This is a genomic window from Aquimonas voraii, from assembly GCF_900101825.1.
Lineage (GTDB): Bacteria > Pseudomonadota > Gammaproteobacteria > Xanthomonadales > Xanthomonadaceae > Aquimonas > Aquimonas voraii.
On record NZ_FNAG01000003.1, the window covers coordinates 237,160 to 258,400 of the forward strand.

20 protein-coding genes are annotated in these 21,241 nt (G+C 67.7%); 16 read left to right on the forward strand and 4 right to left on the reverse strand.

The window, feature by feature from the left end:
• Nucleotides 1-165 precede the first annotated feature (165 nt).
• From BLP83_RS08535 to BLP83_RS08600, 14 genes are all read left to right on the forward strand, one after another.
• Nucleotides 166-867, forward strand: coding sequence for an ABC transporter ATP-binding protein (locus BLP83_RS08535; RefSeq protein ID WP_091241319.1), 702 nt, complete (start codon nucleotides 166-168; stop codon nucleotides 865-867).
• Between the two features lie 14 nt (nucleotides 868-881).
• The gene (locus BLP83_RS08540) at nucleotides 882-2,216 is read left to right on the forward strand and encodes an ABC transporter permease (RefSeq protein WP_091241322.1); all 1,335 of its coding nucleotides are present in this window, start codon (nucleotides 882-884) and stop codon (nucleotides 2,214-2,216) included.
• 8 nt (nucleotides 2,217-2,224) lie between these two features.
• A complete protein-coding gene (locus BLP83_RS08545) occupies nucleotides 2,225-3,448 on the forward strand; it encodes an ABC transporter permease (RefSeq protein WP_091241324.1) in 1,224 nt (407 codons plus the stop codon).
• A 275-nt stretch (nucleotides 3,449-3,723) separates the two neighbouring features.
• Nucleotides 3,724-5,067, forward strand: a complete 1,344-nt coding sequence (locus tag BLP83_RS08550) for a sigma-54-dependent transcriptional regulator (RefSeq protein WP_091241327.1) — start codon at nucleotides 3,724-3,726, stop codon at nucleotides 5,065-5,067.
• Complete coding sequence (locus BLP83_RS08555) at nucleotides 5,067-6,398, forward strand: sensor histidine kinase (RefSeq protein WP_091241330.1); 1,332 nt, start codon at nucleotides 5,067-5,069, stop codon at nucleotides 6,396-6,398. The genes BLP83_RS08550 and BLP83_RS08555 overlap by 1 nt, the downstream gene beginning before the upstream one ends.
• Nucleotides 6,399-6,736: 338 nt before the next feature.
• Nucleotides 6,737-7,129 carry a hypothetical protein gene (locus BLP83_RS08560; RefSeq protein ID WP_143006614.1) on the forward strand — a complete coding sequence of 131 codons (393 nt, stop codon included), beginning with the start codon at nucleotides 6,737-6,739 and terminating at the stop codon, nucleotides 7,127-7,129.
• Nucleotides 7,130-7,193: 64 nt separating this feature from the next.
• Nucleotides 7,194-7,991, forward strand: coding sequence for a F0F1 ATP synthase subunit A (gene atpB / locus BLP83_RS08565; protein ID WP_091241335.1), 798 nt, complete (start codon nucleotides 7,194-7,196; stop codon nucleotides 7,989-7,991).
• A gap of 99 nt (nucleotides 7,992-8,090) precedes the next feature.
• Nucleotides 8,091-8,369 (forward strand): F0F1 ATP synthase subunit C, encoded by a 279-nt coding sequence (gene atpE / locus BLP83_RS08570; RefSeq protein WP_091241339.1) that lies wholly within the window; start codon nucleotides 8,091-8,093, stop codon nucleotides 8,367-8,369.
• Between the two features lie 101 nt (nucleotides 8,370-8,470).
• Nucleotides 8,471-8,941: a F0F1 ATP synthase subunit B gene (locus BLP83_RS08575; RefSeq protein ID WP_091241342.1), complete on the forward strand. Its 471-nt coding sequence runs from the start codon at nucleotides 8,471-8,473 to the stop codon at nucleotides 8,939-8,941.
• A gap of 2 nt (nucleotides 8,942-8,943) precedes the next feature.
• A complete protein-coding gene (locus BLP83_RS08580) occupies nucleotides 8,944-9,471 on the forward strand; it encodes a F0F1 ATP synthase subunit delta (RefSeq protein WP_091241347.1) in 528 nt (175 codons plus the stop codon).
• Nucleotides 9,472-9,727: 256 nt separating this feature from the next.
• Nucleotides 9,728-11,275 carry a F0F1 ATP synthase subunit alpha gene (gene atpA / locus BLP83_RS08585; protein ID WP_091241349.1) on the forward strand — a complete coding sequence of 516 codons (1,548 nt, stop codon included), beginning with the start codon at nucleotides 9,728-9,730 and terminating at the stop codon, nucleotides 11,273-11,275.
• A 117-nt stretch (nucleotides 11,276-11,392) separates the two neighbouring features.
• On the forward strand, nucleotides 11,393-12,256 hold the full coding sequence (gene atpG / locus BLP83_RS08590; protein WP_091241351.1) for a F0F1 ATP synthase subunit gamma: 864 nt from the start codon (nucleotides 11,393-11,395) through the stop codon (nucleotides 12,254-12,256).
• A 118-nt stretch (nucleotides 12,257-12,374) separates the two neighbouring features.
• Nucleotides 12,375-13,763, forward strand: a complete 1,389-nt coding sequence (atpD, locus tag BLP83_RS08595) for a F0F1 ATP synthase subunit beta (protein WP_091241354.1) — start codon at nucleotides 12,375-12,377, stop codon at nucleotides 13,761-13,763.
• A gap of 132 nt (nucleotides 13,764-13,895) precedes the next feature.
• Nucleotides 13,896-14,318, forward strand: coding sequence for a F0F1 ATP synthase subunit epsilon (locus BLP83_RS08600; protein ID WP_091241361.1), 423 nt, complete (start codon nucleotides 13,896-13,898; stop codon nucleotides 14,316-14,318).
• A 210-nt stretch (nucleotides 14,319-14,528) separates the two neighbouring features.
• Here BLP83_RS08600 and BLP83_RS08605 read toward each other — a convergent pair whose 3' ends face one another.
• Complete coding sequence (locus tag BLP83_RS08605) at nucleotides 14,529-14,996, reverse strand: Lrp/AsnC family transcriptional regulator (RefSeq protein WP_091241364.1); 468 nt, start codon at nucleotides 14,994-14,996, stop codon at nucleotides 14,529-14,531.
• A 149-nt stretch (nucleotides 14,997-15,145) separates the two neighbouring features.
• On the opposite strand from BLP83_RS08605, the gene phhA reads away from it, so the two are divergent.
• Entirely contained in the window at nucleotides 15,146-16,033 is an 888-nt protein-coding gene (gene phhA, locus BLP83_RS08610) for a phenylalanine 4-monooxygenase (protein ID WP_091241367.1), read from the forward strand.
• Nucleotides 16,034-16,273: 240 nt separating this feature from the next.
• On the opposite strand, the gene BLP83_RS08615 is transcribed toward phhA, so the two are convergent.
• Nucleotides 16,274-17,905: a hypothetical protein gene (locus BLP83_RS08615; RefSeq protein ID WP_091241370.1), complete on the reverse strand. Its 1,632-nt coding sequence runs from the start codon at nucleotides 17,903-17,905 to the stop codon at nucleotides 16,274-16,276.
• Nucleotides 17,906-18,232: 327 nt separating this feature from the next.
• Nucleotides 18,233-20,071 carry a transcription termination factor Rho gene (gene rho / locus BLP83_RS08620; protein WP_425388983.1) on the reverse strand — a complete coding sequence of 613 codons (1,839 nt, stop codon included), beginning with the start codon at nucleotides 20,069-20,071 and terminating at the stop codon, nucleotides 18,233-18,235.
• Between the two features lie 307 nt (nucleotides 20,072-20,378).
• On the opposite strand from rho, the gene BLP83_RS18645 reads away from it, so the two are divergent.
• Complete coding sequence (locus tag BLP83_RS18645; protein WP_176764081.1) at nucleotides 20,379-20,528, forward strand: DUF3149 domain-containing protein; 150 nt, start codon at nucleotides 20,379-20,381, stop codon at nucleotides 20,526-20,528.
• Nucleotides 20,529-20,609: 81 nt separating this feature from the next.
• On the opposite strand, the gene trxA is transcribed toward BLP83_RS18645, so the two are convergent.
• Nucleotides 20,610-20,936 (reverse strand): thioredoxin TrxA, encoded by a 327-nt coding sequence (gene trxA, locus BLP83_RS08630; protein WP_091241374.1) that lies wholly within the window; start codon nucleotides 20,934-20,936, stop codon nucleotides 20,610-20,612.
• Between the last annotated feature and the right edge of the window lie 305 nt (nucleotides 20,937-21,241).

Consider the following 21,241-nt stretch of genomic DNA (forward strand, 5'->3'; position numbering starts at 1 on the left):
TGGCCGACGGTCGTCATCCCTTCGCGAACTCCGCAGACCCGCTCCGAACCACCGAGAACGCCAACAGCTCAAGTCTCGCCGCGACCTGCTCTGACGAATCCCCAATCCCCAATCCCAGCTTCCAGGACCACCGGCGCGCAGCGCCGACCACAGAAGGATCGCCAAATGCTCTCCATGCGCCAGCTCAGCAAGGTCTACCGCACCCACATGATCGAAACCCATGCCCTGCGCGGCATCGATATCGAGGTGTGCGAGGGTGAGTTCGTGGCGGTCACCGGGCCGTCGGGCTCGGGCAAGACCACCTTCCTCAACATCGCCGGTCTGCTGGAGGAGTTCAGCGGCGGCGAGTACCTGCTCGACGGTGTTGCCGTGCAGGGGCTGGATGACGACGCGCGCTCGCGTCTGCGCAACCAGAAGATCGGCTTCATCTTCCAGGGCTTCAACCTGATCGCCGACCTCAACCTGTTCGACAATGTCGACGTGCCGCTGCGCTACCGCGGCTTCAACGCCGCCGAGCGCAAGCGCCGCATCGAGGAAGCGCTGGGCAAGGTCGGCCTGGCCTCGCGCATGAAGCACTACCCGGCGGAACTTTCGGGCGGCCAGCAGCAGCGCGTGGCGATCGCCCGCGCGCTGGCCGGCCAGCCGCGCCTGCTGCTGGCCGACGAGCCCACCGGCAACCTCGACTCGCAGATGGCACGCGGCGTGATGGAGCTGATGGAGCAGATCAATGCCGAGGGCACGACGATCGTGATGGTGACCCACGATCCCGAGCTCGCCGCCCGCGCCCAGCGCAATGTGCACATCGTCGACGGCCAGGTCAGCGACCTCGACCACGGCCATGTCGCCCTGCGCGCGGTGAAGAGCTGAAGGGAGCCGGACCGATGTTTGCCTACTACCTGAAACTCGGCCTGCGCAGCCTGCGCAGGAACCCCGTGCTGACCGCACTGATGGTGCTGACTCTGGGCGTCGGCGTGGCCGCCAGCATGTCCACCTACACCGTGCTGCGGGCGATGAGCGGCGACCCGATCCCGCACAAGAGCGATCGTCTGCTGGTGCTGCAGGTGGACAATTCGCCCACCCCGCCGCCGGGCCAGACCCCGCCCGAGGACATCGGCATCGGCCTCGACCTGCCGGACCTCAGCAGCTGGCTCGACGTGCGCGCCCTGCTGGAGCACGACAGCGCCTACCGCCGCGCCGGCATCTACGGCATCAGCGGGGTGATCGAGCCCGAGCAGGACGGCGCCCAGCCGGTGCTGTCGCGCGGGCTGGCGGTCAGCAGCGACTTCTTTCCGATGTTCGAAGCGCCGTTCCGCTTTGGCGGCGGCTGGTCGGTCGAAGACGAGGCCCGCGAGGCGCGCGCCGTGGTGCTTAGCACTGCGCTCAGCCAGCGCCTGTTCGGCGATGCCGATCCCACCGGCCGCACGATTCGCATGATGGACAACGACTTCCGCGTCGCTGGCGTGCTCGATGCGTGGATGCCGACGCCGCGCTACTACTGGCTGTCGGTGGGGCGCCGCTTCGGCGAGACCGAGGACATCTACATCCCCCTGCGCACCGCGCTGGCGATGGAGCGCGACCCCGAGGGCAACGTCAACTGCAACGGCCCGACGCCGATCGCGCCCGGCTTCGGTGGACTGCTGCGCTCGGAGTGCGTGTTCATGCAGTACTGGGTCGAAGTCCCCGAGGGCGGCCGCGCCGCCTACGAGCAGCACCTTGCCGCCTACGTCGCCGCGCAGAAGTCGCTGGGCCGCCTGCCCAACGGCGAGCACTCGCGCGCGCTCGACGTGATGGACTGGCTGGTCGAGCAGCAGGTGGTCGGTTCGGACACGCGGCTGCAGGTGCTGCTGGCCTTCGCCTTCCTGCTGGTCTGCATCGTCAACACGGTCGGCCTGCTGCTGGCCAAGTTCACCCAGCACAGCGGCGAGATCGGCGTGCGCCGAGCACTCGGTGCCACCCGTCGCGAGATCTTCCAGCAGTACCTGGTGCAGGCCGGCGTGGTCGGCCTCGCCGGCGGCCTGATGGGGCTGGTGCTGACCTTCGGCGGCCTGTGGGTGCTGTCGCAGCAGTCGGCCGATGTTGCCCACGTCGCGCGCCTCGACACCGGCATGCTGCTGATCACCCTCGTCACCGCCATCGCCGCCAGCGTGATCGCCGGCCTCCTGCCGACCTGGCGCGCCTGCCAGGTGCTGCCCGCTGCCCAGCTCAAGACCCAGTGAGGCCCACCATGGAAATCCGTCCGATCCTTTCCGCCCTGCTGCGCTCCAAGACCGGCGCCCTGCTGATCGCCGCCCAGGTCGCACTCACCCTCGCCATTCTCGGCAACGCGCTCTACATCGTGCAGGACCGCCTCGCGCTGGCGGCGCGTCCCAGCGGCGCCGACGAGGCCAACCTGTTCTTCACTCGACTGGCCGCCTTCCGTCCGGGGCTGGACATCCCGGCCATGCGCGAGGCCGACCTGCAGCGCATCCGCGCGGTGCCGGGCGTGGTCGCTGCCGCCCACGTCAACCAGGTGCCCATGGGCCGTTCGGGCTGGGGCCTGGGCGTGCAGACCGAGCGCGAGAACCCGCGGTTCGCGTTCGGCGTGGCCTATTACTTCAGCGACGGTCCGCTGATCGACGCGCTCGGACTGCAGCTCGTCGAGGGCCGCGACTTCCGGCCGGAGGACGTGCTTGAAGTCGATCCGGCGGTCTCCAACGCCAATCCGAACACGGTGATCGTCACTCGCGAGGTGGCGCGCCGCATGTTCCCCGAGGGCAGCAGCGCGGTCGGCCAGCGCATCTTTCTCGGCGCGGGTGCCGAGGCTACCGAGATGGAAATCGTCGGGGTGGTCGAACACCTGCAGACGCCTTGGGCGCAGGCCGGCGAGGACGCCAAGCTGTCGATCCTCGTGCCGCTGCGCTACCTGACCGATGCGGTCAGCTACGTCGTGCGCACCGAGCCCGGTGAGCGCGACCGGGTGATGCGCGAGGTCGAGGATGCGTTGACCGCGCTACGCGACGACCGCGTGCATCTCGGCACGCTGAGCGTCGAGGAGAGCCGCAACCGCCGCTATCGCGCCGATCGCGGCCTGGCCTGGATGCTGCTGTCGGTGACCGGCCTCTTGGTGCTGGTGACGGCCTCGGGCATCGTCGGCATGGCCTCGCTGTGGGTCAACCAGCGCCGCAAGCAGATCGGCATCCGCCGCGCAGTGGGCGCGCGCCGCTTCGACATCCTGCGCTACTTCCTGGTCGAGAACTTCCTGGTCACCACGGCCGGCATCGCGGTCGGCCTGGCCGTGGCGCTGGCGCTCAACCAGTACCTGGTGCAGCAGCTGTCGATCGCACGCATGCCGCTCGAACACCTGGCCTTCGGCGTGCTCGGCCTGTGGGCGCTGGGCCTGTTCGCCGCCTTCGGCCCGGCCTGGCGGGCGTCGAGGATTCCGCCGGCGGTGGCGACCCGCAGCGCCTGAGGGCGCTGCGGGCGGGATTGGGGATTCGGGATTGGGGATTCCCAGCGCTTCGTTCGGCGGTGTGGCGCAGGTCTGGCGGGCGCGCCGATGCGGCTCACCAAGAACACCTCTGCTTGTCGGCCAACGACCCGTCTCGCAGCACAGCGCTCTTGCGAGTCCCGAGTCCCCAATCCCCAATCCCCGCTTCAACAGACGCTGCTAACCTCGCGGCCTCGAATCTCGCCGCACCCCGCTCTGACGAATCCCCAATCCCGAATCCCCAATCCCGGCTTTCAATGCCCACCGTCCTGATCATCGACGACAACCCGGCGGTCGCCACCGCGCTCTCGGTGCTGCTGTCCCTGCACGACATCGAAACCGAGCACGCGGCGGAGCCGGAGTCCGGGCTCGCGCGGATCGAGCGTGGTGGCATCGATCTGGTGATCCAGGATATGAACTTCAGCGCCGACACGACCTCGGGCGAAGAGGGCGTGGCTCTGTTCCGGCGGATCCGGGCGGCGCATCCGGACCTGCCGGTGATCCTCTTGACCGCATGGACGCATCTCGAAGCCGCGGTCGATCTGGTCAAGGCCGGTGCGGCCGACTATCTGGCCAAGCCCTGGGACGACGCCAAGCTGGTTGCCAGCGTGCGCAACCTGATCGAGCTGGGCCAGGCCAACCGCGAGCTGATGCGGCTCAAATCCAGCCAGCGCCGGCGCAGCGAAGCGCTGAAGAGTGAGCTCGACCTGCGCGGCTTGGTGTTCGCTGACCCGGCCATGGCCGAGCTGCTGCAGCTGGTCGCGCAGATCGCCCGCGCCGATGTGCCGGTGCTGATCACCGGCCCGAACGGCGCCGGCAAGGAGCGCATCGCCGAAATCCTGCAGGCCAATTCGCTGGTGCGCGAAGGCCCCTTTGTGACGCTCAACTGCGGTGCCTTGCCGTCCGAGCTGATCGAGGCGGAATTGTTTGGCGCCGAGGCCGGCGCCTACACCGGCGCCAGCCGGGCACGCGAGGGCAAGTTCGAGGCCGCCGACGGCGGCACTCTGTTCCTCGACGAGATCGGCAACCTGCCGCCGGCCGGGCAGATGAAGCTGCTGCGGGTGTTGGAGACCGGCCGCTTCGAGCGCCTGGGCAGCAATCGCGAGCGCCAGGTGCGGGTGCGTGTGCTCAGCGCGACCAATGCCGACATCCCGGCGATGATCCGCGCCGGTCAGTTCCGCGAAGACCTCTACTACCGGCTCAACCTCATCGAGCTGAAGCTGCCGCCGCTGGCCGCGCGGCCGCTGGACATCCTGCCGCTGGCCGAGCATTTCCTCGCCGGCCGCACGCCGCTGTCGACCGCTGCGCGCGAGGCCCTGCTGCGTCACGGCTGGCCGGGCAACGTGCGCGAGCTGCGCAATGTGATCGAACGCGCCAGCCTGCTGGCGCGCGGCGCGCAGATCGAAGCGATCGACCTCGGCCTGCCCTCGGCATCGATCGGCGCGGCGGGCGAGGGCAGCGGTGCCGAGGAACCCGACCGTGCCAGCATCGAGGCTGCACTCGCGCGCGCCGGCGGCGTGGTCGCGCAGGCGGCGTCCGAGCTGGGCCTGAGCCGCCAGGCCCTGTACCGGCGCATGGAGCGCCTGGGCATCGCGCGCTGATGCCGCTGCGTCGCCGCCGTCGCTCGCTCGCCGGCCGTCTGCTGCTGGCTCTGGCCGGGCTGATGGCCTTGGCAGCCACGCTCTCCGCCGTGCTGGTCGACTACCTGCGCAGCCCTGTGCTGGCCGTGTGCGCGGCCCTGCTGGTCTGCCTGCCGCTGGCCCTGCTGGCGGCGCGGCGCGTGCTGCGGCCGATCCTGTCGCTGTTCCGCGCCCTGGGGGGTACGGTCAGCGGCTACCGGGACGGTGACTTCAGTTCTGGCATCGCCTGGGACGCGGACGATGAGCTTGGCGATCTCGTGCGGGCCCACAACGAGCTCGGCAGCGTGCTGCGCGAGCAGCGCCAGGGTCTGGTCCAGCGCGAGCTGCTGCTCGACACGATGCTGCAGAACACGCCGGTGGCGACTCTGCTGGCGGACGCGCAGGGCTTCCTGGTCTACGCCAACATCGCGGCGCGGCGGCTCTTGAACGGTGGCCGCCGCCTGCAGGGGCTGACACTCGAAGCGGCGCTTGACGGTCAGCCCAGCAGCCTGCGCGAAGCCGTCGAGACCGGCCGCGACGGCCTCGTCGGCCTCGGCGAGCGCGAGGACGACGACACCTGGCATCTGGCCCAGCGCGAATTCCGCCTCAACGGCCGCGCGCATCGCCTGCTGCTGATGCGGCCGCTGACCCAGGAACTGCGCCGCGCTGAAGTGCGCACCTGGAAGAAGGTCATCCGGGTCATCAGCCACGAACTCAACAACTCGCTGGCGCCGATCGCCTCTTTGGCGCACTCCGGCGCCGAGCTCAACCGTCGCGGACAGCACGAGCGCCTGGGCCCGGTGTTCGAGACCATCGAAGAGCGTGCGCGGCACCTCAACGAGTTCATCCGCGGCTACGCGCGCTTCGCCAAGCTGCCGAATCCGCAGATCGAGACGGTCGAACTTGCGCCCTTCCTGCAGCGCTTGAGTGCCGAGCGCAGCTTTGGCCTGGCTGCGCCACCACCGCAGCACGCGCGGTTTGATCCGGCGCAGATGAGCCAGGCCTTGCTGAACCTGCTCAAGAACGCCCACGAGTCCGGCTCGCCACCGGAAGGTGTTGAGCTCGCAATCAGGGAGGAGGCCGGCGGGCTGCGCATAGAAGTGGCCGACCGCGGTCCCGGCATGAGCCCGCAGGTGCTGGAGCAGGCCCTGCTGCCCTTCTACTCGACCAAGCGCCATGGCACCGGGCTCGGCCTCGCGCTGGTGCGCGAAATCGTCGAGGCCCACGGCGGCCAGGTGCGGCTGGCCCTGCGCGAGGGGGGAGGGCTGTCGGTGGTGCTGCGGATTCCGCAGACGTTTGCCGCGTCTGCCTGAGCCCGCGACATTGCGCGCACGAGGTGGGGGCTTCGCGCAATAGCGCTGTGCGCAGGCCCTGCGACGAGGCGGCAAGCTGCGGCTGACACCCCGCCAGGCATGGCGGTGGGGGACGCCTGATCACCGGGTTAGGCGCTGCAGCAAGGGGCAGCGCCAAGGGCTGGCGGCCGAGATGGCGCGGCCGCGCCGACAATTCCGAAGCCCTTCATCGGAGTTTTCGGGCTCCAGTTCCGACTTTGTCGACCTTGGCCGAGTTGTCCGGGATTTTTTCGCACTGCTATACTTCGCCGGCTTTGGTCGGCCGTCCGTGCCGATCTTCACGCAGACAGGTTGCAACCGTGACTTCACCCCTGGCCTCCGGCCGACGTCTGGCACGGCGCTGTGCGCTGGCCCAGCTGGTCATGGCAGGTGTGCTGTCGCTCGCCTTCCTGCTGGTCTCCCCGCTTGCGGCGGTGGCCGCAGGTCTCGGGTCGGCGGTACTCGGGGTCGGCACCTTGCTGCTGGGCTGGCGCGCCTTTCCCGGCCGCGCGCCCAGCGCCAGCGAGGCGCTTGGCGGTCTGGTGGCCGGTCTGGTGGGCAAGATTCTGCTGGTGGGATTCGTCCTGCTGCTGGGCCTTGGGTTGTGGCGACTTCCGCCGCTCCCCCTGCTGCTCGGCGTGTTTGTCGGCCTGGTGACCTTCGCGGTCGCCGCCGCCATCCCCGCCTCGAGCGCTGGCCCGCAACGCGGCTAGCGACACCGGCGGTCCGGGCTCCCCGGACCACTCAAAGCATTCAAACGTTTCGGGATGCATCGCAATGGCGGCTGAAGGCGCACAGACCCCTACGACCTACATCCAGCACCACCTGAAGAACCTCACGGTTCAGATTCAGGAGGGTGGTTTCTGGACGCTGCACCTCGACACCTTCATCACCGCGGTCCTCATGGGACTGTTCGGCGTGTTCGTGATGTGGCTGGCAACGCGCAAGGCGACCGCCGGCGTGCCTGGCAAGTGGCAGGCCTTCGTCGAGATCGTGCTTGAGTTCATCGACAAGCAGGCCAAGGACGCCTACCACGGCAGCAGCCGCCTGGTGACGCCGATCGCCATCACGCTGTTCGTGTGGATCCTGTTGATGAACCTGCTGAAGATGATCCCGGCAGACTTCATCGCCCTGCCCCTGCATGCCATGGGTGTCGAATACTGGAAGCCGGTGCCGACCGCGGACGTCAATGCGACCCTCGGCATGTCGATCAGCGTGTTCTTCCTGATGATCTTCTTCGCCCTGCGTGCGAAGGGCGTCGGCGGCTTCGTGAAGGAGCTGTTCGTCGCGCCTTTCGGTCCCTGGATGTTCCCGGCCAACCTGCTGCTCAACGCGGTCGAGCTGCTCAGCAAGCCGGTGTCCTTGGCGATGCGACTGTTCGGCAACATGTACGGCGGCGAGATCGTATTCCTGCTGATCTGGGTGCTCGGCAGCGCCGGTCTTGCGGGCGCCGTTGCCGGCGGCGTGTTCGGCCTCGGCTGGATGCTGTTCCACATTCTGGTGATCCCGCTGCAGGCCTTCATCTTCATGATGCTGTCAGTGGTCTACCTGAGCCTCATGGAAGAGCACCACTAAGCGCCCGGGGCGCTTGGTTCCACGCAGTACCCCGCCCCCGCGCGGATTCCACCCTTTCGTTTCACCCACCTCAAAGCACTTCGCTCTCGGAGAAAAACCATGGAAGCCATCCTCCACCTCGCGTCCGTCCAGTCGTCCACCGCGCTGGCCATCGGCATCATGATCGGTCTGGCGGCGCTGGGCGCCGGTCTCGGTATGGCGCTCATGGCGGGCAAGTTCCTGGAGTCCGCCGCCCGCCAGCCGGAGCTGATCCCGGTCCTGCAGGTCCGCATGTTCATCACCGCCGGTCTGATCGACGCCGCCTTCATCATCAGCGTGGCCGTCGGCCTGATGTTCGCGTTCGCGAACCCGCTGATCGGCGTTATCCAGGGCGGTTGATCCGGAGTGTGTCGCGCGCCGCCGCCTCTGCGGTCGGCGCGTGAAGCACGCGGTTCGTCCCGGGCGCAGGCCCGGGGCTCACTCCACCGGAAGAGCACGCCATGAATATCGGTTTCACCCTCATCGCCCAGGCGCTGGCCTTCGCCGGCCTGATCTGGATCGTCGCGACCAAGATCTGGCCGCCGCTCCTGCAGGCCATCGAAGAGCGCCAGAAGAAGATCGCCGAAGGCCTCGCTGCTGCCGAACGCAGCCAGCGTGACCTGGTGCAGGCCGAGTCGCGCGTCAACGACCTGCTGAAGGAAGCCCGCGGCAAGGCCAACGAGATCATCGAGCAGGCCCACGCCCGCGCGAACCAGATCGTCGACAAGGCCAAGACCGACGCCGTCGCCGAAGCCGAGCGCCAGCTCGCCGCGGCCCAGGCGGAAATCGCCGCGGCCTCGCACCGTGCCCGCGAGGAACTGCGTCAGCAGGTCGCCGCGCTGGCCGTGGCGGGCGCGGAGAAGGTTCTGCGCCGCGAGATCAATGCTGACGCCCACAAGGCCCTGCTCTCCGAGCTGGCGGCTGAGATCTGAGCATGAGCAGCGCAGCCACTCTCGCTCGTCCCTACGCCCGTGCCGCCTTCCAGGTGGCGCGTGGTCAGCAGGCGCTGCCGGCCTGGTCGTCCGCTCTGGCCTTCGGGGCCCATGCCGCCGCCACGCCGGCCGTCGCCGCCCTGTTTGGGCATCCGCACGTGCAGGCCGACGCGCTGGTTGAGCTGCTGAAGTCGCCCTCGGCCAGCGAGGAGCAGTCGCGCTTCCTGGCCGTATTGGCAGAGAACGGTCGTCTCTCCCTGCTGCCCGAGATCGCCGCCCAGTTCGAAGTGCTGCGCGCCGAGGCCGAGCGCGTGGTGCCGGTGCAGGTGCGTTCGGCGGCGGCACTGTCCGAAGCGGAGATCGAGGCCCTGAAGAACTCGCTGAAGAAGCGCTTCGGCGCCGAGGTCAGCATGGGCTTCGAGGTCGATGCCGAGTTGATCGGCGGCGCGGTGATCAACGCGGGTGACATCGTCATCGACGGTTCGGTCCGCGGCAAGTTGAAGCGTATGGAGCGCGCGCTGGCGTCCTGACGCCAGCCGCGCTGTCTTGTTTTCCGACGGGCCGCCTCGCGCGGTTCGTCCTCCGCGGAGGGCACGAGGCCCTCCGGGCGCAGGGATGTGCCGGTTCGCGGCGATCGATGCAGGTCGTCGGCGGACACGGAACGCAGGCATCAAAGTGGGCTCGCGCGCGCGTCGTGCAACGACGCTGGCAGATGCAGCCCTCAAGGCGTCACGGCGTTCCCGTCCGGCACCCCATCCACGTATTCGAAATCTCCAGGGATCTCCCATGCAGAGCCAGCTCAACCCCTCCGAAATCAGCGAACTGATCCGCGGCCGCATCGAGAAGGTCAAGCTCGCTGCCGAAGCGCGCAACGAAGGCACCGTGACCTCGGTGGCCGACGGCATCGTGCGCATCCACGGCCTGGTCGACGTGATGTCCGGCGAAATGATCGAGCTGCCGGGCAACACCTACGCGCTGGCGCTGAACCTCGAGCGCGACTCGGTCGGCGCCGTGGTCCTGGGTGACTACGAGCACATCAGCGAGGGCGACACGGTCAAGACCACCGGGCGCATTCTTGAAGTGCCGGTCGGCGAAGCCCTGCTGGGCCGCGTGGTCGACGCGCTGGGCAATCCCATCGACGGCAAGGGCCCGATCGCGGCCAGCGAAAGCGCCCCGATCGAGAAGGTTGCGCCCGGCGTGATCTGGCGCAAGTCGGTCGACCAGCCGGTGCAGACCGGCTACAAGTCGGTCGACGCCATGATCCCGGTCGGCCGTGGCCAGCGCGAGCTGATCATCGGTGACCGCCAGACCGGCAAGACCGCGCTGGCGATCGACGCGATCATCAACCAGAAGGGCACCGGCGTTAAGTGCATTTACGTGGCGATCGGCCAGAAGGCCTCCTCGATCGCCAACGTCGTGCGCAAGCTGGAAGAGTACGGCGCGCTGGCCCACACCATCGTGGTCGCCGCCACCGCGTCGGAGTCCGCCGCGATGCAGTTCATCGCCCCGTACTCCGGCTGCTCGATGGGCGAGTACTTCCGCGACAACGGCGAAGACGCGCTGATCATCTACGACGACCTGTCCAAGCAGGCCGTGGCCTACCGCCAGGTGTCCCTGCTGCTGCGCCGCCCGCCGGGCCGCGAAGCCTATCCGGGTGACGTGTTCTATCTCCACTCGCGCCTGCTCGAGCGCGCCGCGCGCGTCAACGAGGAATACGTCGAGAAGCACACCAACGGTCGCGTCAAGGGCAAGACCGGTTCGCTGACCGCGCTGCCGATCATCGAGACCCAGGCGGGCGACGTCTCCGCCTTCGTGCCGACCAACGTGATCTCGATCACCGACGGCCAGATCTTCCTGGAAACCGACCTGTTCAACGCCGGCATCCGCCCGGCCGTGAACGCCGGTATCTCGGTGTCGCGCGTCGGTGGTGCCGCCCAGACCAAGATCATCAAGAAGCTCGGCGGCGGTATCCGCCTTTCGCTGGCGCAGTTCCGCGAGCTGGCGGCCTTCGCGCAGTTCGCTTCCGACCTCGACGAGACCACCCGCAAGCAGCTGGAGCGCGGTCAGCGCGTCACCGAGCTGATGAAGCAGAAGCAGTACTCGCCGCTGTCGATCGCGCAGATGGCGCTGTCGCTGTACGCCGTCGACAACGGCTACATGGACGATCTGCCGCTCAACAAGATCGGTGCCTTCGAAGCCGGCCTGCACGCGCACTTCGCCAACACCCAGGGCGAGTTGATGGCCAAGATCGTCGAGACCGGCGACTGGAACAAGGACATCGAAGGCGCCTTCAAGAAGGGCATCAGCGAGTTCAAGTCCACCGGGACGTGGTGATGTAGCCGGGATTCGGGAGTGGGGATTCGGGATTCGCAACAGCGACCTGGCGCCCGGCTTACGAATCCCGAATCCCCAATCCCCAATCCCGCGTAGCGAGCAAAGCGAGCGAAGCACATGGCAGGCGGCCGCGAAATCAAGTCCAAGATCAAGTCGGTGCAGAACACCCGCAAGGTGACCCGCGCACTGGAGATGGTCTCGGCATCCAAGATCCGTAAAGCCCAGGACCGCATGAAGGCCTCGCGCCCCTATGCGCGCCTGATGAAGCAGGTGATCGGCCACATCGCCCGCGCCAACACCGACTACGTGCACCCCTACATGGCGGCGCGCAACACGGTGAAGCGGGTGGGCTACATCGTCGTGTCCACCGACCGCGGCCTCTGCGGCGGCCTGAACTCGAACCTGTTCCGCAAGCTGCTCGGCGAGATCCGCGAGCATCAGCAGCAGGGCGTCGAGGTTGATGTCGTTGCGATCGGCCAGAAGGCCAACGCCTTCTTCCGTCGGCTGAAGGTCAACATGGTGGCCTCGGTCACCCACCTCGGCGAGAAGCCGCAGGTCGAGCAGCTGATCGGCGTGATCCGGGTGATGCTGGACGCCTACGAGGCGGGCACGGTCGATCGCGTCAAGCTGGCCTACAACGACTTCATCAACACGATGACCCAGCGTCCGACCGTCGACCAGCTGCTGCCGCTGCCGCCGGCCGAGGAAATGTCGCAGAGCCACGACTGGGACTACATCTACGAGCCCGATGCACCGAGCGTGCTGAACGACGTGCTGACCCGCTACGTCGAGTCGCTGGTCTACCAGGCGGTGCTCGAGAACCTTGCATCGGAGCATGCGGCGCGCATGGTCGCGATGAAGTCGGCCTCGGACAACGCCAGCAAGCTGATCGATACGCTGAACCTGATCTACAACAAGGCCCGCCAGGCCGCGATCACCCAGGAGATCTCGGAGATCGTGGGCGGCGCGGCGGCGGTTTAAGAGCACGGGATTCGGGATTGGGGATTCGGGATCGACCAGCGCGGCAACACGCAGCTAGCGCCTCGAACCCAAGCCCGCATCACCGAGCGAACAAAGAAACACACTTCGGAGCACAGCAATGAGCCAGGGTAAAGTTGTCCAGATCATCGGCGCCGTCGTCGACGTGGAATTCCCGCGCGAGTCGGTGCCGCGCGTGTACGACGCGCTCAAGGTCGATGGCACCGCCATCACGCTGGAAGTCCAGCAGCAGCTCGGTGACGGCGTTGTCCGCACGATCGCGCTGGGTTCCACCGAGGGCCTGAAGCGCGGCCTCGTCGCCAGCAACACCGGCGAAGGCATCAAGGTGCCGGTCGGCAAGGAGACCCTGGGCCGTATCATGGACGTGCTCGGCAATCCGATCGACGAGGCCGGCCCGGTCAACGCCCAGCACTACCGCGTCATCCATCAGCCTGCGCCCTCGTACGAAGACCAGGCGGCCGCCAACGAGCTGCTGGAAACCGGCATCAAGGTCATCGACCTGATGTGCCCGTTCGCCAAGGGCGGCAAGGTCGGCCTGTTCGGCGGCGCCGGCGTCGGCAAGACCGTCAACATGATGGAACTGATCCGCAACATCGCGATCGAGCACAGCGGCTACTCGGTGTTCGCCGGCGTCGGTGAGCGTACCCGCGAGGGCAATGACTTCTACCACGAGATGAAGGACTCGAACGTCCTCGACAAGGTCGCCCTGGTCTATGGCCAGATGAACGAGCCGCCGGGCAACCGCCTGCGCGTGGCGCTCACCGGCCTGTCGATCGCCGAGCACTTCCGTGATGAAGGTCGCGACGTGCTGCTCTTCGTCGACAACATCTACCGCTACACCCTGGCCGGTACTGAAGTGTCGGCGCTGCTGGGCCGCATGCCGTCGGCGGTGGGTTACCAGCCGACGCTCGCCGAGGAAATGGGCGTGCTGCAGGAGCGCATCACCTCGACCAAGACCGGCTCGATCACCTCGATCCAGGCCGTTTACGTGCCCGCGGACGACCTCACCGACCCGTCGCCGGCGACCACCTTCGCCCACCTCGACGCGACCGTCGTGCTGAGCCGTAACATCGCCTCGCTGGGTATCTACCCGGCGGTCGACCCGCTCGACTCGACCAGCCGCCAGCTCGACCCGAACGTGATCGGCAACGAGCACTACGACACCGCCCGCAAGGTGCAGTCGACCCTGCAGCGCTACAAGGAGCTGAAGGACATCATCGCGATCCTCGGCATGGACGAGCTGTCCGAAGAAGACAAGCAGGTCGTGTCGCGCGCCCGCAAGGTCGAGCGCTTCTTCTCGCAGCCCTTCTTTGTCGCCGAAGTCTTCACCGGCTCGCCCGGCAAGTACGTGTCGCTGAAGGAAACCATCCGCGGCTTCAAGATGATCGTCGACGGCGAGTGCGACCACCTGCCCGAGCAGGCCTTCTACATGGTCGGCGGCATCGACGAAGTGTTCGAGAAGGCAAAGGCCATGTCGGCCGCGGCCTAAGGCCGCAACCGACCGGGATTCGGGATTCGGGATTCGGGATTCGGAACAGCGCGGAGCGAAAGCTCGCCTCGTTCGGCTCTTACGAATCCCGAATCCCGAATCCCCAATCCCGAGTTCAGCGAGAGAGCACCAATGAGCACCATCCGTTGCGACATCGTCAGTGCCGAGGAGGAGATCTACTCCGGCCCGGTCTCCATGGTGGTCGCCACCGGCGAAATGGGTGAGCTCGGCATCGCGCCCAAGCACGCGCCGCTCATCACCCGCCTGAAGGCCGGTCAGGTCCGCGTGATCCTGCCGAACGGCGAAGAGCAGCTGTTCTACGTCTCCGGCGGGATCCTGGAGGTGCAGCCGCAGGTCGTGACCGTGCTGACCGACACCGCCATCCGCGGCAAGGACCTCGACGAAGCCGCGGCCAAGAAGGCCAAGGAAGAAGCCGAGCGCATCCTCGCCAACCGCAGCGAAGCCATGGAAGTCGCCGAAGCCCAGGCCCAGCTGGCCCAGGCGATCGCCCAGCTGCAGGCGCTGGAGCGGCTGCGCAAGAACCTCAAGCACTGACGCCGACGCGAAAGTGTCGAGCGGCAAGCAAGCGCCGGCCTTTGGGTCGGCGTTTTGCTTTCAGGAGCCGGGATTCGGGATTCGGGATTCGGGATTCGCGGCAGTGTCGCGCGGAGTCAGCGCCTTCCTTCGCGTAGCGGCGCGAGAGGGTCCCATGGGGCCAAACGCTTGCCTGGGGCGAATCCCCAATCCCGAATCCCCAATCCCAGCCTAAAGCGGCAAGCCCTGATCCGCCTTCACCGTCTTCAGCACGAAGCTGGTATTGACGTCCGCCACCGCCGACGAGGCCAGCAGGGTGTCGAGCAGGAAACGGGAGAAGTGGGCGAGGTCGGTGACGACCACCTGGATCATGTAGTCGGTGTCGCCGGACAGGGCGTAGCAGGCGACGACCTCGGGCCAGTGTTTGACGTCTTCGCCGAAGCGGCGCACGGCGTCGCCGTCGTGGTGGCGCAGCTGCAGGCGCACGAAGGCGGACAGGCCCAGCCCCAACGCGGGCGCGGACAGTACGGCGCGGTAGCCCGCGATGACGCCGGCGGTTTCCAGGCGCTGCACCCGGCGCAGGCAGGCAGAGGCGGAGAGGTTGATGCGCTCGGCGAGATCGGTGTTCGCGATGCGGCCCTCGGCCTGCAGGATGGCGAGCAGGCGCAGGTCGGTGCGGTCGAGCTGGAGGTCTTCCATTTCTTGCGTGGCTGGCGAGAACGAAGCTCGAAGATTGCGTCAGCTTGCCCCTGTTCAGCAAGCACGCACGCGAATTGCGCACTTGCGCCGATACAGTAAGGCACTCAGGAACGTGCCGAGCGAGCACGTCCGCCGTCCGGGAGGCCGCCATGAACACACCGCAACGCGTCGAGCACGCGATGACCGACAAGGGCTATGTGCCGCTCTACGCCACCGGCGTGGTGGAGCAGCCTTGGGACACCTACAGCGCCACCGACCACGCGGTCTGGGGCCTGCTCTACCGTCGCCAGCGCGCTCTGCTCCCGGGCTTGGCATGCACGGCATTTCTCGAGGCCCAGGACGCGATGGGCATGGGCGAAGACCAGATCCCGCGCTTCGATGAGCTCAACGCGATCCTCTCGCGCACGACCGGCTGGCGAATCATCGGTGTCGAGGGATTGCTGCCGGAGCTCGACTTTTTCGATCACCTGGCCAACCGGCGTTTCCCGGTGACTTGGTGGATCCGCCGCCCGGACCAGATCGACTACATCGCCGAGCCGGACCTGTTCCACGACCTGTTCGGTCACGTGCCGCTGCTGATGAACCCGGTGTTCGCCGACTACATGCAGGCCTATGGTCGCGGTGGCGTGCGTGCGCATGGCATCGGGCCGGAGGCGCTGGTGAACCTGACCCGCCTGTACTGGTACACGGTGGAGTTCGGCCTGATCCGCGAGGCGCAGGGCCTGCGCATCTACGGCGCCGGCATCGTCAGTTCCGCGGGTGAGTCGAAGTACAGCATCGAAAGCGAAGCGCCGAACCGCATCGGCTTCGATCTCAAGCGCATCATGCGCACGCGCTACCGCATCGATACCTATCAGAAAACCTATTTCGTCATCGACGACTTCGAACAGCTGTTCGATGCCACCCGCCCCGATTTCGCACCGATCTATGCGGAACTGAAGCCGCTGGAGAGCTTCCCGGCGGGCAGCGTGCAGGCCGACGACCGGGTGATCACCCGCGGCACCGGCGAGGGCTGGCTGAGCGATGGCGACGTCTGAGAGCATCTGAGAGCATCTGAGAGCATCTGAGAGCCATCCGCCCGCTGCGGCCGTCTCTGGACGCCCGTGGCGGCAGTGCGCGACGCGAAGTCCGCGGTCATTTGGCCCACCAGACGCTCTTGAATTCACGTGCCGCGCTTTGCCACGAACGCCCGGCGACGCTCTCGCTGGCGCTTCTGGGCTTCTCTCACGCCTGAACCCTGCAGCCGGGCCCGCCATCGGCGGGCCCGGCGGCTTTCGCTACTTGAAGTTCTCGACCACCGCTCTGGGCGCCGCCACCTCGTAGCTCGCGCAGTTGCCACTGCTGCCCGCGGGCTGCGCACAGGCGGCGTTGAGCATGCCCCAGACGAAGTCGGTCTGCAGCGAGATGGGCTGCGGCGTGCCATAGCTGTAGAACCAGGCGAGGTCGGGGGGGCCGAACACGGTTTGCCCGTAGCCGATGTCGCTCAGCCGCGGCTGTGCGCCGACGCCTGGCAGCCCGGGGTTGCCGGTGGCATTGGGGCCAGCCTGCGAGTGACAGGTCATGCACGAGGCGCTGCTGACGAAGCCGCCTTCGGTGATCGAGGCACCGAGATTGATCTCCATGCCGTCCACCGTCACGAAGTCGATCTGGGTGCCTTTCAGCCGATAGCTGTTCCAGGCCGGGTCCTCCTGTGTGGGAACGCGCCCGGTGCCGAGCCGGCGCCCCTGGCCCACGCCCATGCCCTTCATCAGCGCCGCCAGCGCGGCGGTGGCCTGCTCGCCGGTTTCCTTGGATGGATACGGCTTGCCGAGGTCGAAGATCACTTCGGGGCTGCTGCCGCCCGGCGTGGTCGAGTCGAAGGCGGCCGCCGTGTGCGGGGCAATGAAGTTCTGCCGCAGTTCCGCGCCCGACGGTGAGTGCGCCAGCGCGCTGAAGCCGAACGAATCGTTGCAGCCGTTGTAGTCGCAGCGGCCGGGGTTGGCGACGTGCTCGATGGCGTACCAGTGCCATCCGGGCAGCGCTTTCGACGCCGCGGTGATCGCCAGCAGGTAGTAACGGCCAGGCTTGAAATCCGGATTTCCGCCGACCTGGGCGTCGACCACCAGGCTGATGTAGGGCGCCTCCGGATTGTTCGGCACGGGACTGCCGGGGATGTCGCGGATCAGGCCGTTTTCGCGCATCAGCTTCTCGCTGATGAAGTCGGCCTTGAACATCACGGCGTCGGTGGGGTAGCTCACCTGCAGGGCGCGGTTGCGATAAGGCGCGTTGGCAGCGGTCCAGTTGCTCGCGGCGGTGAAGCGCGCGCCCAGGCCCTCCTTGGTGTAGAGGTTCTGCTCGAAGGTGTAGCGCACGAAGCTGCGATTACGGAAGACGATCTCGGCTTCCTCTTCGCGCAAGATTCGGGAGGGGTCGATCGAGCGCAGAAAGCCGAACTGATGGCTGCGGGTCAGCCGCGCCGTGGTGCTCGACAGCTCGGGCGCGTCGGTCCAGTCCGGCGGAAAGTAGGGGCAGGCGGGATCGGGCTTGCCCTGGTAGGGCGGGGTCTGCGCCATGGCCTGCGGGTCGCAGCAGTCGGGGCCGCTGCTGCCTTCAGCGCAGATCGGCTTCGGGTTGGACGGCCACAGGGTCTGGTCGGTCGCCCAGGTCCAGAAGCCCTGGTCGATCGCCTGCAGGAAGGACACCCAGCCAAACGCATCCGGGCAGGTGGCCGCGGGGTTGGCCACGCTGCCCCAGTCCACGCGGCCGTTCGCGAAGCTGGGTTTGCACTCGGGACTGTCCTGCGGTGCGGAGCGGAAATACATGGCTTCTTGCACCCCGTTCGGGGGCACCGCGGGCGCATCGGCAGCGGTGGAGATGGCCGGTGCGGCCAGCAGGGGCAGCAGGCAAAGTCGAGCGGTAAACGAGGGCATGGGCAGGCTCCGGTCGGTGGGGCGCACCCAGCCTGCGCGCGCTCATGCGTGATTCGCATCACAAATACCGGGCGATCAGGGACGCTTTTGCCGGGCTGTTCGCACGGAGGGCGTGCTCAACGCCCGAGAGGCTCGAGGGAAACCCTGCAGATTCAGGTGCCTGAGTGCGAGGAAGGCGTGTGCGCGCTCGGCTGGCAGCGAGAAGCGCTCCGCCCTGGCCGGCCTACGGAAACTGCCCGCCCCGACCCGGCCGCCGGGCGCAGACAGCAACAGGCCCGCGCGGATCGCTCCGCGCGGGCCCGTTGGGAGAACTTCATGAGGCGCCGGTCAGCGCTTCATGAAGTTGAAGAACTCCTCGTTGGTCTTGGTGTTCTTCATCTTGTCGAGCAGGAACTCGATGGCGGCCAGCTCGTCCATCGGATGCAGCAGCTTGCGCAGGATCCAGATCTTCTGCAGGAAGTCCGGGTCGATCAGCAGCTCCTCGCGACGGGTGCCGGAGCGGTTGATGTTGATCGCCGGGTAGACGCGCTTCTCGGTGATGCGGCGGTCCAGGTGCACTTCCATGTTGCCGGTGCCCTTGAACTCCTCGTAGATCACCTCGTCCATCTTCGAGCCCGTGTCGACCAGCGCGGTGGCGATGATGGTCAGCGAGCCGCCTTCCTCGACGTTGCGGGCAGCGCCGAAGAAGCGCTTGGGCCGCTGCAGGGCATTGGCGTCGACGCCGCCGGTCAGGACCTTGCCCGAGCTCGGCACCACGGTGTTGTAGGCGCGGGCCAAGCGGGTGATCGAGTCGAGCAGGATCACCACGTCCTTCTTGTGCTCGACCAGGCGCTTGGCGCGCTCGATCACCATCTCGGCGACCTGCACGTGGCGGGCCGCGGGTTCGTCGAAGGTCGAGCTCACGACTTCGCCGCGCACGGTGCGGCTCATTTCGGTGACCTCTTCCGGGCGCTCGTCGATCAGCAGCACGATCAGGTGTACGTCCGGGTGGTTGTGGCTGATCGCCGAGGCGATGTTCTGCAGGAGCATCGTCTTGCCGGCCTTGGGCGGCGAGACGATGAGGCCGCGCTGGCCCTTGCCGATCGGCGCCATCAGATCGAGGATGCGGCCGGTGATGTCCTCGGTGCTGCCGTTGCCGCGCTCCAGCACGAAGCGCTTGCGCGGGAACAGCGGCGTCAGGTTCTCGAACAGCGCCTTGTTCTTGGAGGCTTCTGGCGGTTCGCCGTTGATCGTGTCGACCTTGGCCAGGGCGAAATAGCGCTCGCCGTCCTTGGGCGAACGGATGCGACCGGTCATGTAGTCGCCGGTGCGCAGGTTGAAGCGGCGGATCTGGCTCGGCGAGATGTAGACGTCGTCGGGGCCGGCCAGATAGCTGGCCTCGGCGCCGCGCAGGAAGCCGAAGCCGTCCGGCAGGATTTCCAGCACGCCTTCACCGGCGACGCCGTCGCCGAAGCGGGTCAGCACCTTCATGATCGCGAAGGTGACGTCCTGCTTGCGCATGCGCGCCACCGTCTCGGTGATGCGCAGGGTCTCGGCCAGGTCCATCAGCTGGTCGGCGCGCATGCGCTTCAGCTCGGTGAGGCTGTAGCTCGGCAGGTTGGCCGGCGGCTGGTAATGCTGGTACTGCGGGCTGGGCGCGGCGTCTTCATCGCCGTCACCGCCGTTCTGCTGGGCCTGCGCGCGCTCGCGGTTGCGGCGCTCGCGGCGGCGCTCACGGAACTCGCGGCGGCTTTCGCGGCGCTCGCGGCGCGCGCGCTCGGCGGCGTCCTCGGTGCCTTCGCCGACAGCATTGGCGCTATCGCCATTGCCTTCAGCGCCTGCCTCTGCCGGCGCGCCGACCTCGCCGTCACCCGAGGGCTTGGACACCGTCGGGGAAGGCGTTGCGGAGCTGGAGGAGCCGGGTGCCGGGGACGACTCGGCGGCCGGCTCCGCGCTCCGCGACTGTGCGGCGGGTGATGGCGTCGCTGGCGCGGCCTGCACGGCAGGTGCGGCGACAGCGGGCTCGGCGGCCGGCTTCTCGGCCAAGGGCAGCTCGGGTTGGGCCACCGGCGCCGGCTTCGGCGCGCGCGGTGCGCGCGGCGGCTTGGGCGCGGGGGCAGGCGTGGCGGGCGTCGAGTCGGCGCGCGTCAGCGCGTCGTCGCCGTTCGGGATCTCATTCTCGGACAAGGGATACCTCGCGTGCTGCGAGCGATGGATTCTTGCGAATCGTGGTGGAAAGCGGGGGAGGGGTGCCGCAGAGGGTGGCGGGCGTGATCGCGCCGCAATGCTCGCGAACACTACACGCCGCGCCGCGCTGCGGCAAGCAGAGCCGCGGCTGTCGTTCAGCCCTGCCGGATCGGAGCTGAGGCCGGACCGGGATGCCTGCACCCGATGCAGGCAGGACGAACCGCTCCGGATTGAGCCGTGTCAAGCCGTGGTCGACGCAGCCGGCGCACTCTTCGCTCCTCGACTCTTCACACTCCGGGGAACCCTCATGGACGCCTGGCGCGCACTCCTCACCACCGATGCCGGCCTGCTCAGCCTCGGCGTCATTGTCTTCATGCTGGCCATGGGCGGCTTCATGTTCTGGCGCTTCCGGCGCTTCATCACCGAAGAAGAGGCGAAGGCCGGCAGGTCGCGCTGACGGGGTCTAGGCTCACAGAAAACGGCGCCCTCAAGGGGGCGCCGTCTCCGCTGTGCTCCGCAGGGGAAGCTTGGTCGCGTTTCAGATCGCCTTCTGCACGAACTGGCTCAGCTGTCCGCGATTGACCGCGCCGACCTGGGTGGCCGCGACCTTGCCGTCCTTGAACAGCATCAGGGTCGGGATGCCACGCACCGCGAATTGGCGCGGGGTGCCGGGATTGTGGTCGATGTTGAGCTTGACGACCTTCACGCGGCCGGCGAACTCCTGGGCAATCTGGTCGACGATCGGGCCGATCGCCTTGCAGGGGCCGCACCACTCGGCCCAGAAGTCGACCAGCACGGGCTCGCCGGACTTCAGCACTTCGGCATCGAAATCGGCGTCGCCGACGTTCTTGATGAGTTCGCTCACGAGGGGCTCCTGATGCGGCCGGGCGCAGCGCCCGGCGGTGAGGTGGGGGCCGGTCAGACGCCGACCGGGGACCGTATTGTGGGCCGGTAGCGCGTGAAGCGGGCGCCGCTGCGGCCGCTCGGGCTTCGGCTACACTTGCGGCCGATGCCTGAACTTCACAAGCCGTCCGCCCTTCGTTCCGCCCCGCTCGGGGCCTGCTTCCGCGCCTGCCGCGGCGGCCTTGGGCGCCTCTCTCGGCCTTTCCTGATGTCGCAGCGGTACCCGGGTGGACTCGCCCGGCGCGCCGCAGTGTGCGTTCGCTGGAC

What these genes read in the sequence shown, in the direction of transcription:
- BLP83_RS08575 (WP_091241342.1), top strand. Translation starts at nt 8,471, where the DNA reads ATGAATATCGGTTTCACCCTCATCGCCCAGGCGCTGGCCTTCGCCGGC.
- BLP83_RS08580 (WP_091241347.1), top strand. Translation starts at nt 8,944, where the DNA reads ATGAGCAGCGCAGCCACTCTCGCTCGTCCCTACGCCCGTGCCGCCTTC.
- BLP83_RS08555 (WP_091241330.1), top strand. Translation starts at nt 5,067, where the DNA reads ATGCCGCTGCGTCGCCGCCGTCGCTCGCTCGCCGGCCGTCTGCTGCTG.
- BLP83_RS18645 (WP_176764081.1), top strand. Translation starts at nt 20,379, where the DNA reads ATGGACGCCTGGCGCGCACTCCTCACCACCGATGCCGGCCTGCTCAGC.
- atpA (WP_091241349.1), top strand. Translation starts at nt 9,728, where the DNA reads ATGCAGAGCCAGCTCAACCCCTCCGAAATCAGCGAACTGATCCGCGGC.
- BLP83_RS08545 (WP_091241324.1), top strand. Translation starts at nt 2,225, where the DNA reads ATGGAAATCCGTCCGATCCTTTCCGCCCTGCTGCGCTCCAAGACCGGC.
- BLP83_RS08550 (WP_091241327.1), top strand. Translation starts at nt 3,724, where the DNA reads ATGCCCACCGTCCTGATCATCGACGACAACCCGGCGGTCGCCACCGCG.
- atpD (WP_091241354.1), top strand. Translation starts at nt 12,375, where the DNA reads ATGAGCCAGGGTAAAGTTGTCCAGATCATCGGCGCCGTCGTCGACGTG.
- BLP83_RS08605 (WP_091241364.1), bottom strand. Translation starts at nt 14,996, where the DNA reads ATGGAAGACCTCCAGCTCGACCGCACCGACCTGCGCCTGCTCGCCATC.
- atpB (WP_091241335.1), top strand. Translation starts at nt 7,194, where the DNA reads ATGGCGGCTGAAGGCGCACAGACCCCTACGACCTACATCCAGCACCAC.
- BLP83_RS08615 (WP_091241370.1), bottom strand. Translation starts at nt 17,905, where the DNA reads ATGCCCTCGTTTACCGCTCGACTTTGCCTGCTGCCCCTGCTGGCCGCA.
- phhA (WP_091241367.1), top strand. Translation starts at nt 15,146, where the DNA reads ATGAACACACCGCAACGCGTCGAGCACGCGATGACCGACAAGGGCTAT.
- atpG (WP_091241351.1), top strand. Translation starts at nt 11,393, where the DNA reads ATGGCAGGCGGCCGCGAAATCAAGTCCAAGATCAAGTCGGTGCAGAAC.
- BLP83_RS08600 (WP_091241361.1), top strand. Translation starts at nt 13,896, where the DNA reads ATGAGCACCATCCGTTGCGACATCGTCAGTGCCGAGGAGGAGATCTAC.
- atpE (WP_091241339.1), top strand. Translation starts at nt 8,091, where the DNA reads ATGGAAGCCATCCTCCACCTCGCGTCCGTCCAGTCGTCCACCGCGCTG.
- BLP83_RS08540 (WP_091241322.1), top strand. Translation starts at nt 882, where the DNA reads ATGTTTGCCTACTACCTGAAACTCGGCCTGCGCAGCCTGCGCAGGAAC.
- BLP83_RS08535 (WP_091241319.1), top strand. Translation starts at nt 166, where the DNA reads ATGCTCTCCATGCGCCAGCTCAGCAAGGTCTACCGCACCCACATGATC.